The sequence below is a fragment of the Rhizobium sp. CB3060 genome (genome assembly GCF_025200735.1).
Taxonomy (GTDB): domain Bacteria; phylum Pseudomonadota; class Alphaproteobacteria; order Rhizobiales; family Rhizobiaceae; genus Rhizobium.
In genome coordinates this window covers 1,769,919-1,784,224 of record NZ_CP104159.1, presented here as the reverse complement: position 1 = coordinate 1,784,224, position 14,306 = coordinate 1,769,919, and the positions used below count along the sequence as shown (strand labels likewise).

Here is a 14,306-nt window from a genome sequence, read left to right as displayed (position 1 = left end):
CCGCCAGAACCTCTCAAGGATTCAATGAGGGCATTATTCATGTTCAATCGTCTGGTCGCGAAATATGGTGAGGCGCGATTGCCCCGCTACACAAGCTATCCGACAGCGCCTGCTTTCTCCTCAACGGTCGGGCCTGATGCATATGCGGAAGCATTGGCAAAGCTTGCCGAGGACGATCCTGTTTCGCTCTATTTGCATGTGCCATTCTGCCGCGCGATGTGCTGGTATTGCGGCTGTCATACGACCATCACGAGGCAGGATCGTCCCATCGTCGATTATCTCGACGTGATGGACCAGGAGATAGAGCTTGTTGGCTTTGCCGCGCGTCATCCGACGCAGGTCAAGAACGTGCATTTTGGTGGTGGGACGCCGACAATTATGAAGCCGGACGAGTTCCGGGCCCTCATGAAGAAACTCAGAAGCGTGTTTGATTTCCGGGATGATAGCAGCGTTGCGCTCGAGATCGATCCTCGGACGCTTTCGGCGGCGATGGTGGAGGCGTTGGGCGAGAGTGGTGTCGACCGTGCCAGCCTCGGTGTCCAAAGCTTCGATCCCGTTGTGCAGGCGGCTATCAATCGCAGGCAAACCCCGGAACAAACAGAGGAGGCGGTCCTTTTGTTGCGGGGCGCGGGGGTCGGCAGTATCAATTTCGACCTGATCTATGGACTACCGCATCAGACGGTCAAATCCTGCGTCGAAACCGTCCGGACGGCGATCCGGATGCGGCCAGAACGTTTCGCGGTGTTCGGCTATGCTCATGTTCCAGCCTTTAAGAAGCATCAGCGGCTGATCGATGACGCAGCGCTTCCCCGCGCCGAAGAAAGAAATGCCCAGGCGGAAGCAATCGCATCGGAACTCGTGGCGGCAGGCTATGTCCGCATCGGGCTTGATCACTTTGCGCTGCCGGATGACGATCTTTCGATTGCCGCATCGCAAGGCAGCATGCGGAGAAATTTCCAAGGCTACACCACCGATACCTGCGATACGTTGATAGGCCTCGGGGCGTCCGCCATCGGAAAATTGCCGATGGGATATGTCCAGAACCAGGTTCCTATTGGCAGCTATGCCGATCGCATCAGTGCGGGTGTTCTGGCAACGGTCAAAGGCTATCGGCTAACCGACGAGGACAGGCTGCGCGCGCGCGTAATCGAACGGCTCATGTGCGATTTTGCCGTTGATTTGGTCCGCGTTGCGGAGGGGTCGGGCTTCGATGCCGCTCTTCTGTTGGATGGCAATGAGAGACTGCTGGAACTTGCGGCGGACGGCGTTGTCACCATTGATGGCGGCAAAGTTACGGTTTGCCAGGAGTCGCGATTCATGGTCAGGGCTGTTGCCGCGGCCTTCGACGCTTATCTCGGCGCATCTGGACGCACGCATAGCAAGGCTGCTTGAGGAACAAGGGAGAGCCTGCGTCTGACCATGGCTATCAAGTAACGCCAAACAAACGAAAAGCGGCCGAATTCGGCCGCTTTCGTTTGCGAGTTTGCACCAGCCGAGCGCTATTGGGTGATTTGCCCCAGGTCGGCATCGAGGCGCTTGCGCACCAGGTTCGGAACCTTCGCGGTCTTGATGACGTCAAGATTGGTCGGGTTATCGCCGACCTGAACGAGCGCCACCATGCCCATGCCGGCATGAGGCGTGCATTTCACCACATAGAAGCCTGGAATGTCGAATTTTGCCTGATATTCCTCGCTCGCCTTGGATTTGAATTCGGCGGCGCCGTCTGGGATCAGGCCCTTGAATGTTTCGACATTGTGACTCTTGTCGGTGGGAATGAAGGTGATGGTGTCGCCGGGCGCGATTTTCACAAAGCCCGGCTCGAACACCATGGCACCATCAGCACCTTTGTTGAGCATTTGAATTTGGTGGTCCGCCGCCAAGAGTGGCACCGACGAAGTGGCTAGCGCCACCGCTGCGACGATCAGACCGATTTTGAAACGCATTCCATATCTCCTTTACCGAGAGCCTCATTAGCCGTCGGTTCGGTTTTATGGGCTGGCGGGGCGGCCCTTCTTTGAGGTTGATCAAATTGTCGCGAGCATTCTCTGAATGGCAGGGAGTGGTCTTGCCGAGCGGTGTTTTTGCAACAACGCGCCCGGCAATGAGGAATCCGCGGTGTTTGTTGACCTAGATCAAGGATCGGTCGCCGCGCACGTGGGACCTGTCGCTCAAAGTGCGAGAAAGATGACCTTCCTAAGTGCGGTCATCTGCGCTCTGGGGACGACGACATGAATTACACCGCTGAAACCATGCTGGTCGCGGTCGGCGCTTTTCTGGCATTGGTGGGTGCCGGCGCCGCTCATGATCAGCTTTTTGCCGCCCATATGTGGGTGTTATTCTTCTGTCTTCTGGCCGGTACGATCCTGCTGGTTCGCCGCGTCGACTTTTCGCCGGAGGCGTCTCGTATCAGAAGCGAGCCAACGCCCTATTTCGACGAAGTCATTCGATATGGGCTTATCGCCACCGTCTTCTGGGGCGTTGTTGGTTTTCTGGTGGGCGTGGTCATCGCTCTCCAGCTTGCCTACCCGGATCTGAACTTTGCGCCATACCTGAACTTCGGTCGTCTGCGCCCGGTGCACACCTCTGCCGTCATCTTCGCCTTCGGCGGCAATGGGTTGATAATGACCTCCTTCTACGTCGTCCAGCGCACCTGCCGAGCCCGGCTCTTCGGCGGCAATCTCGGTTGGTTCGTGTTCTGGGGATATCAACTCTTCATCGTCATGGCCGCGACCGGCTATGTTCTCGGGATCACACAGGCCCGCGAATATGCCGAGCCCGAATGGTATGTCGACATCTGGCTCACCATTGTCTGGGTCGCCTATCTTGTCACCTTTTTGGGGACGATCCTGAAGCGCAAGGAGCCGCACATCTATGTGGCGAACTGGTTCTATCTGGGCTTCATCGTCACCATCGCCATGCTGCACGTCGTCAACAATCTGGCGATGCCGGTCTCTTTCCTTGGCTCGAAGAGCTATTCCCTATTTTCAGGCGTGCAGGATGCTCTGACGCAATGGTGGTACGGCCATAACGCCGTCGGCTTTTTCCTGACGGCAGGCTTCCTTGGCATGATGTACTATTTCGTGCCGAAGCAAGCGAACCGCCCGGTTTATTCCTACCGCCTGTCGATCATCCATTTCTGGGCGCTGATCTTCATGTACATCTGGGCTGGTCCACATCACCTGCATTACACGGCATTGCCCGACTGGGCGCAGACGCTGGGCATGGTCTTCTCGGTGATGCTGTGGATGCCTTCCTGGGGCGGCATGATCAACGGTCTGATGACGCTTTCGGGAGCCTGGGACAAGATCCGCACCGACCCGATCATCCGCATGATGATCGTCGCGATCGCCTTCTACGGCATGTCGACCTTCGAAGGCCCGATGATGTCGGTCAAGACGGTCAACTCGCTCAGTCACTATACCGAATGGACCATCGGTCACGTTCATTCCGGCGCGCTCGGCTGGGTCGGCATGATCACGTTCGGCGCCATCTACTACCTGACGCCAAAGCTCTGGGGACGTGAGCGGCTTTACAGCCTCCGCATGGTCAACTGGCATTTCTGGCTCGCCACGCTGGGCATCGTTATCTACGCGGCGGTGCTGTGGGTCGCCGGCATCCAACAAGGCCTGATGTGGCGCGAATACAATAGCCAGGGCTTCCTCGTCTATTCCTTCGCAGAGACCGTGGCTGCGATGTTCCCCTACTACCTCCTGCGCGCCGTCGGCGGTGCTCTCTATCTGGCAGGGGGAGTGATCATGGCCTGGAACGTCGCAATGACCATCCGGGGGCGCCAGCGCGACGAAGCCGCGATCCCGAGCGCTTTCATTGCCCAGGCTGCCGAGTGAGGTAAAGCAAGATGTCTATCCTAGAGAAACACCAGATCCTCGAGAAAAATGCCACCCTGCTGCTCGTCGGATCGCTGTTGGTGGTCAGCATTGGCGGCATCGTCGAAATCGCGCCGCTGTTCTATCTCCAGAACACGATCGAGAAGGTGGAAGGCATGCGCCCATATACGCCTCTCGAGCTGGCAGGGCGCAATATCTACATCCGCGAAGGCTGCTACCTCTGCCATAGCCAGATGATCCGCCCGTTCCGGGACGAAGTGGAGCGTTACGGCCATTATTCGCTCGCCGCAGAGTCCATGTATGACCATCCGTTCCAGTGGGGCTCGAAGCGCACGGGACCGGACCTGGCGCGTGTCGGCGGTCGCTATTCCAACGAATGGCACGTCCAGCATCTGTCCAATCCGCGCGAGGTCGTGCCGGAGTCGATCATGCCCACTTATGCCTTCCTCAAGGAGAGGGACGTCACGGTTAAGGATATTGGCATGGATCTCAAGGCTAACGAGGATGTCGGCGTGCCCTATAGCAAAGATATGCTGGCGAATGCGGAAGCCGACATGCGGGCGCAAGCCGATCCGAACGCAAATACGACCGATCTGCTGGCGCGATATCCAAAAGCGAAGGTCGGCGATTTCGACGGCGACCCCACTAGGCTGACGGAGATGGACGCGCTCGTCGCGTATCTGCAGATGCTCGGAACACTGGTCGATTTCTCGACCTATGACGATGCCACCGGTTATCGCTGAGGTGCCTCCATGGAAACATATACTGCAATGCGTCACTTCGCCGACAGTTGGGGGCTCCTCGCAATGGCCTTGTTTTTCGTAGGGGCTATCGCCTTCACGCTCCGGCCAGGTAGCAAAAAGATCGCCAACGAAGCCGCTGACATACCTCTGAAGGATGATTGAGATGTCGGACAAACATATAGACGAACTCAGCGGCGTCGAAACAACGGGCCATGAATGGGACGGCATCCGTGAACTCAACAATCCCATGCCGCGATGGTGGGTGTGGACATTCTACGTCACGATCCTCTGGGCCATCGGCTATGCCATCGCCTATCCCTCCATACCCCTGATCAGGGATACCACCAAAGGACTGCTCGGCTTTTCGAGCCGCGCGGAACTGCAGCAGCAAGTGGAAGAGGCCAAGGTCGGACAAACTCGGTTTCACGATCTCATCGCCGCGAAAACCGTCAGAGAAATCGATGCCGATCCGACGCTGCGCGAGTTTGCCATCGCTGGCGGCGCCTCTGCCTTCAAGGTCAACTGCGCGCCGTGTCATGGCTCCGGTGCCACCGGCGCTCCGGGATTTCCCAATCTGAACGATGACGACTGGCTCTGGGGTGGCGACCTCGAAGCGATCCAACAGACCGTCTCGCATGGCATCCGCTTCGATGCCGACCCCGAGACGCATTCGTCGGAAATGCCTGCCTTCGGCGATATGCTCGATCATACGCAAATTCGGCAGGTTGCCGCCTACGTCTGGGGACTGACGAACACGCCTTCCGATCTGGCGCTGGCGAAGGCTGGAATGCAGGTATTCCTCGACAATTGCGCTGCCTGCCACGGCGAGGATGCCAAGGGCAAGCAAGAGATGGGAGCGCCGGATCTCGCCGATGCGATCTGGTTAAAGGGGCGGGGGGAGGATGCGATCATCCGCCAGGTGACCGCGCCGAAACATGGCGTGATGCCGGCTTGGTCGGCCCGGTTGGGCGAAACCACCGTGAAGGAGCTGACCGTGTTTGTTCATTCCTTGGGCGGTGGAAAATAGGAGGAATGAAATGACTGGCCACGACCAAAATCCCCTTCTCCGCTTGTACGGCAACCCCCGAGCCATCGTTCATACGCGGGTTGCCGCGCGGGCACATCCGCTCCCTTCCACGCGGGAGGAAGACAGCCTGGAGAAGCTCGGCAATTCCATGGCCAGTTTGATTTCGCTCAAAGATCACAATACCGCGAGCCGTTAGCATTCAAAGGTAGAGGACGTTCCCTACGGGCTCCCCCTTAGTTCCTCTGAGCCACGTCCCTCCGGGGCGTGGCTCTCATTTTTTGACCGAGCCGAAGACCGGGCGGCCGTTCCTTGACCTACGTCAAGGACGTTTGGTCGGCCGAATGCGAGATGAGGATCATCAACAGGACGCCGAGCGATGAACCTCTACACAGCTCCAGACCCGCGGGACGCTCATGTCGAACGGCTCGATGCCGAAGCGGTCAATGCCCGGCGCAACCGTCAGCCGCTCTATGCTGCGCGAAAGAAGGTGTTTCCAAAGCGGGCGCAGGGTCGGTTCCGGCGATTCAAATGGATCGTGATGCTGATCACGCTCGGCATCTACTATCTTTCTCCCTGGATTCGCTGGGACCGAGGCCCATATGCGCCCGATCAAGCGATTCTCATCGACCTGGCCTCTCGTCGCTTCTTCTTCTTTTTCATCGAGATATGGCCCCAGGAGTTCTTCTATGTGGCCGGTCTGCTGGTCATGGCCGGCTTTGGCCTGTTTCTGGTAACCTCGGCGGTGGGACGGGCATGGTGTGGTTATGCCTGTCCACAGACGGTATGGGTCGATCTCTTCCTTGTCGTGGAACGCGCGATCGAAGGTGATCGCAACGCGCGCATGAAACTCGATGCTGGTCCCTGGACGCCGGACAAGCTTGCAAAGCGGGTCGCCAAACACAGCATATGGGTCCTCATCGGCGTCCTCACCGGTGGCGTATGGATATTCTATTTCGCGGATGCGCCATCCCTGGCCGTTGCCTTAATCAAGGGCCAAGCGCCGGCGGTCGCCTATGCCACGGTCGCCATTCTCACCTCGACCACTTACGTTCTTGGTGGGCTGATGAGGGAACAGGTCTGCACCTACATGTGTCCGTGGCCCCGCATCCAGGGCGCTATGCTGGACGAAAATTCCCTGGTCGTCACCTATAATGACTGGCGCGGTGAGCCTCGCTCCCGCCATGCTAAAAAAGCTCAGGCAGCAGGCCAGCCGGTCGGCGATTGCGTCGATTGCAATGCCTGTGTGGCGGTCTGTCCGATGGGCATAGACATCCGCGATGGTCAGCAGATGGAGTGCATCACCTGCGCCTTATGCATCGACGCCTGCGACGGCGTGATGGACAAGCTCGATAAGCCGCGCGGCCTGATCTCCTATGCGACGCTGAGCGAGTATGCCGCCAACATGAGCCTCGCGACCAACGGCGGCACGGTCGCCGTACAGCCGAACCTCGTGCGAAACCCTGGCGGCAGCTTCATGGAGGGCATTCGGCATTTCAATTGGCGGGTGATCTTCAGGCCGCGCGTTCTTTTTTATGCCGCTGTATGGGCAGCGGTCGGGGTGGCGATGCTCGTGCATCTGGCGCTCAGGGAGCGGCTGGAGCTGAACGTGCTCCACGATCGCAATCCGCAATATGTGCTGGAGTCGGATGGATCGATCCGCAACGGTTATACGCTGCGCGTCCTCAACATGGTCCCGGCGCCGAGGAAAATCGATATCCGACTAGAGGGCGCAGTAGGAGCGACGATGAAGATCCCCGAACTCTCGAAGGAGGAAGGCCGGCACTTCACTGTCGATGCCGATCCGGACGCGGCCACCTCGCTCAAGGTGTTCGTAACGCAACAGGCCAAGGCGGAGACGATCAAGGAATTCCTGTTCGTCATAGAGGACGAAAATCACGCGGATCGGGCGACGTACCGGGCCGCCTTCAACGCACCGGGAGCGCCGAAATGAGAAGCCAAGTTACCACCGGACGTCCCTTCACCGGCCGCCATATGCTGGTCGTCATTGTTGCGTTCTTCACCGTCGTGATCGGAGTGAATGTGACGATGGCGGTTCTCGCGTCCACGAGTTGGAGCGGCCTTGTGGTGGAGAATACCTATGTCGCAAGCCAGGAATTCAACAGCAAGGCCGCCGCAATGCGCGCTATGGCTAGCAGCGGCATTTCCGGCGATCTGTCCTTGCGCCGCGATGTCATTCATTACGATATTCGCAATCGGGATGGGTCGCCGGCGGTGGTCGACGACGTGACGCTGACGTTCAGAAGACCCGTGGGCGACCGAGAGGACTTCGTGCTTGCACTGACCAAGACGAGCGAAGGCCATTTCGAAGCCAAACATCGCATTGAGGGAGGCGACTGGATCGTGGAAACCATCTCGCGCAGAGGGGGTGTCACGGTAATGCATGAGGCCAGGCGCATCGACACGGCGGAGTTTGGACAATGACCTGCTGCACCATGGACGCGGAAAGCGTCATGACAATGAGCAAGTGCTGCGCCAGTACCGAGGAGATCGTCCTGGCCAGCCATCCGCTGGGGGAGGGGCTTCGCCAACTGGACCTCAGCGTTCCCGATATGCACTGTGGCGCTTGCATCTCGACCATCGAACGGTCTTTGCGCAGCTTACCCTATGTGAAGGGCGCGCGAGTCAACCTGACTGCTCGGCGGGTCAGTTGCACCTATGTCGAGCGCATTGATAATGCTGTCATCGATCCGTCGGGTATTCTTTCCGCGATCACCGAAGCCGGCTATCGGGCGCATATTTTCACTCCCGCCGCGTCCCAGACGGATAGCCTGCGCAATCAATTGCTCCTGGCCGTTGGTGTCTGCGGCTTTGCCGCAGCGAATATCATGCTGCTCTCGGTATCAGTCTGGTCCGGCGCAGATGCGGCGACGCGAGACCTGTTTCACTGGATTTCCGCGATGATTGCTGCGCCGGCCCTTATCTACGGCGGCCGTTTCTTTTTTCGCTCGGCATGGAATGCCTTGAAACATGGGCGGACCAACATGGACGTGCCCATTTCTCTCGCTGTCACGCTCTCCTATGCCGTATCATTATGGGAGACGATCCATCACGGAGAGCACGCCTGGTTCGATGCCTCCGTTTCGCTGCTATTCTTCTTGCTGATCGGTCGCGCGCTCGACCATATCATGCGCGAGAAAGCGCGAGCCGCGGTCAATGGCCTTGCGAGGCTCGCACCCCGCGGTGCCTTGTTGATAACGGCCGACGGCAGCAGGCGATATGTTTCGGTAGAGGACATAGGCATTGGCGACCATATCTTTATCGCCGCCGGCGAGCGCGTCCCCGCCGATGGCGTCGTGATCGCCGGCACGAGCGAACTCGATCTCTCCATCGTCACAGGCGAGAGCGTGCCGGTCGCAGTCGGGAATGGCACGGAGGTTCGGTCGGGTTCGATGAACCTCATGGCTTCGTTGACCATTCGCGTCACGAAGACCGCAGAGAACTCTCTGCTCGCCGAGATTATCAGCCTCATGGAAGCTGCCGAAGGGGGCAGGGCGCGCTATCGCAGGATCGCGGACCGAGCTGCAAGCCTTTACTCACCGGCAGTCCACCTGCTTGCGCTGGTTTCGTTTCTTGCCTGGGGTTTCATCGGTGGGGATTGGAAGCATGCGATGCTGGTGGCGGTTGCTGTGCTCATCATCACCTGCCCGTGCGCGCTTGGTCTTGCCGTACCGGTTGTCCAGGTCGTCGCCGCCGGGAAACTGTTTCGCAGCGGCATTATGATCAAGGATGGTTCTGCTTTGGAACGTCTCGCCGAGGTCGATGCCGTCGTGTTCGATAAGACCGGCACTTTGACGATGGGCCAGCCATGTCTCATCGAGATGGTGGGCGCGGGGCCGGAGGAAAGGGCGATTGCGGCCGGTCTTGCCGCGCATTCCCGGCATCCACTCTCCCAGGCGTTGTTGCGTAGTGCTGGCAACAATGTCCGCCGGTTCGACAGCGTCGCGGAGATTCCGGGAGCGGGCCTCGAGGCCGAGGCCGCCGACGGGCTTTATCGGCTCGGCAACATGCAGTTCGCTTGCGCCGCCCCGTTTCGTGAAAAAGGACCAAATGAGTCCCTTTCCGAGGTTATACTGTCGAGGAACAGGGTAGAGCTGGCGCGCTTCTACTTTGAGGACACTCTTCGTCCCGGAGCCGCCGCTGCCATTCGCCAGCTCAGTCTTGCGGGGCTGCATACAATGATCCTGTCTGGCGACCGGCGAGCAGTCGTCGAATCGACAGCGCGGCTATTGCATATGGATCGCTGGATTGCGGAATTGGATCCGAAGCAGAAAGTCGAAGAGTGCGCACGCTTAAACGAGGCGGGCAACAAGGTCATGATGGTTGGCGACGGTATCAATGATGCGCCGGCACTTACGGCGGCGCATGTGTCGATGGCTCCCGCAACCGCCTCCGACATTGGCCGACAGGCGGCAGATCTCGTTTTCCTGAAGGACCGCCTCGACGCGGTTCCGGAGGCGATCTGCGTCGCGCGGCGTACGGCTGCTCTGATCCGCCAGAACTTCGCCCTTGCCATCGGTTACAATGTGCTGGCTGTTCCGATCGCCATCGCGGGCTATGCGACGCCGCTTATCGCCGCTGTCGCCATGTCCACGTCTTCGCTGATCGTCGTGACGAATGCATTGCGCCTGAATGGCTGGAATTGGCAGACAGAGCGTACCGGCAAATTCACCACCCCTGCGGGAGCTTCCATATCATGAATATGCTGATCTACCTGATCCCGCTGGCATTGTTCATGGGGACGCTCGGCCTGGGAGGCTTTCTGTGGTCGCTGAAGACCGGGCAGTATGATGATCTGGAGGGGGCACCGTGGCGCATTCTGTTTGATGACGACGATGCACGTCCAAGCGGTGGCAAGGAAAACGTAGATCAAGGTTGATCACGGCCGAAGTCGGCGGGCCGAGAAGCTGCCTTATGGTCCAAGATCTTTATCCCTTCATCGAATTGTCGTTTCAGCGGATGATTTTCTGCGCATTGATCCATCACAGAAGCGGTTTCGGCTCGATCCGCCCAAATCTTGACACCGATCAAAGCACGTCTCCCGCGTCGGCTTAAGCTTGCTCAATTCGACAACGAAATGAGGTGGGGGACATGACCTTCAACATCATACAGCGCATCGCTGGCGCGTCTTCAACGGCGTCAGGCGCTCGATGCGGGGAGGGACGCAAAGCTGGCCTTTTGCTGCGCATTGACGGCAGGAGCCGCCAGCAATCGCGAATGAGCTGTGAAACCAGCGGTTCCACCGTGAAGTCGAAACAGGCGTCCCGTCTGAAGGAAGTCTTGGAGATGAACACGCGCTATGAGATTGGTCCTCTTCAGGCAAACCAAATCGAACGCGCTTATCTCGTCGTGCAGGCGGTTATGCCGGGTCTTGCATGGGACCGCTGGCGCGCGGCGGTCGGAACCGTCTTTGAGCGTCAGCGCTTCACAGTGGCGACTGGTCCGAACGATTGTGTCCGCGCCGTTTGCCTTGCCCGCGTATTCGAGCATCCGATTGCCGGCCGACTGTTCGATATTCCAATCTTTGTCGTCATCAGTCCACTGGACGAGGAAAGGATCGCGCGGGAGCTTTTCTCCCTGATGAAAGGGCGGGCGATTGGCGCCGGCTGCAGTCACATGCGGTTTTGGGCGCTCAACGATGAAGTCTGGGAGCGGCTTGCCGACGAGGGCTTCCGCAACCGCTGGGATCACGGGCTCGTCTATCGGCTTGAATCAGAGTCCATCAATCCGGCCTGGCGGTGAGGAAGGCAGCCTTGGGCCACGTATGGCTGAGAAACAGTCCAGCAAATGCTTCTGCTGTTGCTTGTTACAGACTGTTACTTAAGTGCACCGTATTTCACACCCATGGCATTCTGGCGTCACCTGCGGTGATCAATTGTTCTCCCCGACAACACGGAGGGACGATCATGTTGCGGGCAGACAATATTCATTACGCTAAGGAATTCACCAACCCGGCTCTGCCGGACGCCGAACCGAACTGTCTGCAGGCTCTGTTTAGGAAGCAGCCAACCGAACATCTCGCCGCCGGTCAGTCGCTGTTCTTCGAGGGGGATGTCGCCAAGCACTTGTTCGAAGTCGTCGAGGGTAGCCTGCGCATCTTCAAGATCATCTCTGACGGTCGTCGCGTCATCACCGGTTTCCTGCATGCCGGCGACATCGTCGGCGTGTCGTTGCGGAACCACTATCTCTACAGCGCCGAAGCCATTGGCGATACGAAGGTGCGCCGCTTCTCACGCAAGGCCTTCGAAGCCGAGGTCAGCAATTCGCAGGATCTGAGGCCCGAAGTTTTTGCCCGCCTGTGCGACGAGATGGCGGCTGCCCAGGATCAGATGGTTCTGCTGTCGTGCAAGAATGCCGAGGAGCGGGTGTGCACATTCGTGCTGAAGCAGCTCCGCCGCAAACCGGATCACAATCGATCCAATGCGATCGTCGAATTACCAATGACGCGGCTCGACATCGCAGACTATCTCGGCCTGACGATCGAGACCGTTTCACGGACGATGACCAAGCTGGCGAACAAGGGAATACTGGTCTCCGCGGGTCGGCATTGCGTGCGTATCATGAAATATGGGATGCTCGTTCAGCTCTCCGGGGATGACGACGGGTGTGATGGCGACGAACGCGGTCTGATCGCTTACGCCGGAGGCCAACGCCACTGAATTTCGAATGATGAAAGCGCAATGAACGACAAATCGAAGACCCGAGTGACAACTGAACTGGAGCTCGACGAGATTGCTCGCCTGCTCGACGGAGCCAACCTCATCATTCACGGCTTTGACGGCGTTGTCAGCCGTTGGACCGGCGGTTGCGAAACGCTCTATGGGTGGTCAAGGGACGAGGCACTTGGTCAGGTCGTTCACACGCTTTTGGCAACACAGTTTCCAAAGCCTTTGGATGAGATCCGCGAGGAAGTCCGAAGGCAGGGGGCATGGCAGGGCGAGGTGGTGCATCGTCACCGGGATGGACGAATCATTTTCGTCGCCACGCGCTGGACGCTCATCACCCCTGCTTTCGATACCAGGCCGGTCATCATCCAGACCAACAACGATGTTACCGAGATGAAACAAATTCAGGACGATCTTGCAGAAAGGGAAGCGCATCTGCGCTCGATCCTCGACACCGTGCCTGAATCGATGATCGTCATCGATGACGTCGGCACGATCTCCTCGTTTAGTGCCGCCTCTGAAAGATTGTTCGGCTACACGGCTGATGAAGTTTGCGGCAGGAATGTCAAAATCTTGATGCCGCAGCCCGATCGTGACGCACATGATAGTTACCTTTCCCGCTACATGACGACTGGAGAGCGGCGCATCATTGGCTATGGCCGCGTCGTGACGGGGCAGCGCAAGGACGGCTCCCTTTTCCCAATGGAGCTCTCCGTCGGCGAGGCCACCGCAAAGGGCAAGCGCATTTTCACCGGCTTCATCCGCGACCTGACGAGCCGCCATAAGATCGAGGATGAGCTGCGCCAGTCGCAGAAGATGGAGGCGATCGGCCAGTTGACCGGCGGACTGGCGCATGACTTCAACAATCTGCTGACCGTCATCAGTGGCAATCTCGAAATGATCGAGGGCAAGCTTAAGGACGAGAAGCTGCGGCCGCTGCTGCGTGAAGCGCAGGACGCGGCGGATGACGGCGCCAAGCTGACGGGCCAATTGCTCGCCTTTGGCCGGCGCCAGCCGCTCAATCCGAAGCTCGTCGATGTCGGCCAACTAGTGTCGAGCTTTTCCGATCTGCTGCGCAGGACGCTTGGCGAGGCTATCGAATTCCGCACCATCGTCAGCGGTGCGGCGAACGAAGCGCTGGTCGACGGATCGCAGTTGCAGAATGCATTGCTCAATCTGGTCCTGAACGCCAGGGACGCCATGTCGCGTGGCGGCAAGCTCTCGATCGAAATCTCGCGCATCAAGCTGGATGCCGATTACGCACAGATGTATCCGCAGGTACGCACCGGTGAGTATGTCCTGATTTCCGTGACCGATACGGGCCTTGGCATGACATCCGAGGTCAAGCAACGGGCCTTTGAGCCCTTCTTTACCACGAAGAGCGTCGGCTCCGGCACCGGTCTGGGCCTGAGCATGGTCTATGGTTTCGCCAAGCAGTCCGGTGGCCATGTCCAGCTTTATAGCGAGATCGGACAAGGCACGAGTGTGCGTGTCTTTCTTCCCGCGGCACACAAGACGGCCGATAACGCCAGCGAGAAGGGTGTGGAGGAGCGGCTCCAGTCTGACATTCCCGGTGGCTTCGAGAAGATTTTGGTGGTGGAGGATGATCCGCGGGTGAGGCGCGTTGCCGTCTCTAGGCTCAACGATGCTGGCTACCAGGTGGTTGAAGCATCCAACGGGAACGAGGCATTGACCAGGCTCGAGGAAAATCCCGATGTCGCGCTGCTTTTCACCGATATCGTCATGCCAGGCGGCATGACCGGCGATGAGCTGGCTAACCATGTGCGGACATTGAAACCAGGCATAAGGATTCTCTTCACATCCGGTTATGCCGAGCCGACGATCGCTGGCCGCGAGCTCGCGCAATCGGGGAGCTGGCTGAAAAAGCCCTATACTGCACGTGAGCTGGCAACGCGCCTGCGAGAGCTTCTGGATTAAGTCTGGCTATCGACGGCAAGCGTCACTTTATGCGGGGAGCGCCGGCGAGTGTTTCATGCACATTCCGGCC

Annotated in this window: 14 protein-coding genes; 13 read left to right on the top strand and 1 reads right to left on the bottom strand. The window is 58.7% G+C overall.

The window, feature by feature from the left end; all coding sequences use genetic code 11:
- The first annotated feature begins 39 nt into the window (after nt 1-39).
- Nucleotides 40-1,392 carry an oxygen-independent coproporphyrinogen III oxidase gene (hemN, locus tag N2601_RS27490; RefSeq protein ID WP_104827543.1) on the top strand — a complete coding sequence of 451 codons (1,353 nt, stop codon included), beginning with the start codon at nt 40-42 and terminating at the stop codon, nt 1,390-1,392.
- 107 nt (nt 1,393-1,499) lie between these two features.
- Here hemN and N2601_RS27485 read toward each other — a convergent pair whose 3' ends face one another.
- Nucleotides 1,500-1,943: a pseudoazurin gene (locus tag N2601_RS27485; RefSeq protein WP_104827542.1), complete on the bottom strand. Its 444-nt coding sequence runs from the start codon at nt 1,941-1,943 to the stop codon at nt 1,500-1,502.
- A gap of 285 nt (nt 1,944-2,228) precedes the next feature.
- On the opposite strand from N2601_RS27485, the gene ccoN reads away from it, so the two are divergent.
- The 12 genes from ccoN to N2601_RS27425 all read left to right on the top strand — a co-directional run bounded on the left by ccoN (nt 2,229) and on the right by N2601_RS27425 (nt 14,236).
- Entirely contained in the window at nt 2,229-3,845 is a 1,617-nt protein-coding gene (ccoN, locus tag N2601_RS27480) for a cytochrome-c oxidase, cbb3-type subunit I (protein WP_260304403.1), read from the top strand.
- Between the two features lie 11 nt (nt 3,846-3,856).
- Nucleotides 3,857-4,588: a cytochrome-c oxidase, cbb3-type subunit II gene (gene ccoO, locus N2601_RS27475; protein ID WP_104827540.1), complete on the top strand. Its 732-nt coding sequence runs from the start codon at nt 3,857-3,859 to the stop codon at nt 4,586-4,588.
- Nucleotides 4,589-4,597: 9 nt separating this feature from the next.
- Entirely contained in the window at nt 4,598-4,750 is a 153-nt protein-coding gene (locus N2601_RS27470; protein WP_104827539.1) for a cbb3-type cytochrome c oxidase subunit 3, read from the top strand.
- Between the two features lies 1 nt (nt 4,751).
- Nucleotides 4,752-5,615 (top strand): cytochrome-c oxidase, cbb3-type subunit III, encoded by an 864-nt coding sequence (ccoP, locus tag N2601_RS27465; protein ID WP_104827538.1) that lies wholly within the window; start codon nt 4,752-4,754, stop codon nt 5,613-5,615.
- 10 nt (nt 5,616-5,625) lie between these two features.
- Nucleotides 5,626-5,811, top strand: coding sequence for a hypothetical protein (locus N2601_RS27460; protein ID WP_104827537.1), 186 nt, complete (start codon nt 5,626-5,628; stop codon nt 5,809-5,811).
- Nucleotides 5,812-5,991: 180 nt separating this feature from the next.
- Nucleotides 5,992-7,566 carry a cytochrome c oxidase accessory protein CcoG gene (gene ccoG, locus N2601_RS27455; protein ID WP_104827536.1) on the top strand — a complete coding sequence of 525 codons (1,575 nt, stop codon included), beginning with the start codon at nt 5,992-5,994 and terminating at the stop codon, nt 7,564-7,566.
- Entirely contained in the window at nt 7,563-8,057 is a 495-nt protein-coding gene (locus N2601_RS27450) for a FixH family protein (protein ID WP_104827535.1), read from the top strand. The genes ccoG and N2601_RS27450 overlap by 4 nt, the downstream gene beginning before the upstream one ends.
- A complete protein-coding gene (locus tag N2601_RS27445) occupies nt 8,054-10,333 on the top strand; it encodes a cation-translocating P-type ATPase (protein ID WP_104827534.1) in 2,280 nt (759 codons plus the stop codon). The genes N2601_RS27450 and N2601_RS27445 overlap by 4 nt, the downstream gene beginning before the upstream one ends.
- Nucleotides 10,330-10,512: a cbb3-type cytochrome oxidase assembly protein CcoS gene (gene ccoS, locus N2601_RS27440; protein ID WP_104827533.1), complete on the top strand. Its 183-nt coding sequence runs from the start codon at nt 10,330-10,332 to the stop codon at nt 10,510-10,512. Before N2601_RS27445 ends, ccoS begins: the two co-directional genes overlap by 4 nt.
- Nucleotides 10,513-10,850: 338 nt before the next feature.
- Complete coding sequence (locus N2601_RS27435; protein ID WP_245464120.1) at nt 10,851-11,375, top strand: hypothetical protein; 525 nt, start codon at nt 10,851-10,853, stop codon at nt 11,373-11,375.
- Nucleotides 11,376-11,539: 164 nt separating this feature from the next.
- Nucleotides 11,540-12,292 carry a Crp/Fnr family transcriptional regulator gene (locus N2601_RS27430; RefSeq protein ID WP_104827531.1) on the top strand — a complete coding sequence of 251 codons (753 nt, stop codon included), beginning with the start codon at nt 11,540-11,542 and terminating at the stop codon, nt 12,290-12,292.
- Nucleotides 12,293-12,313: 21 nt separating this feature from the next.
- Nucleotides 12,314-14,236, top strand: coding sequence for a hybrid sensor histidine kinase/response regulator (locus N2601_RS27425; RefSeq protein ID WP_104827530.1), 1,923 nt, complete (start codon nt 12,314-12,316; stop codon nt 14,234-14,236).
- Nucleotides 14,237-14,306: the final 70 nt, after the last annotated feature.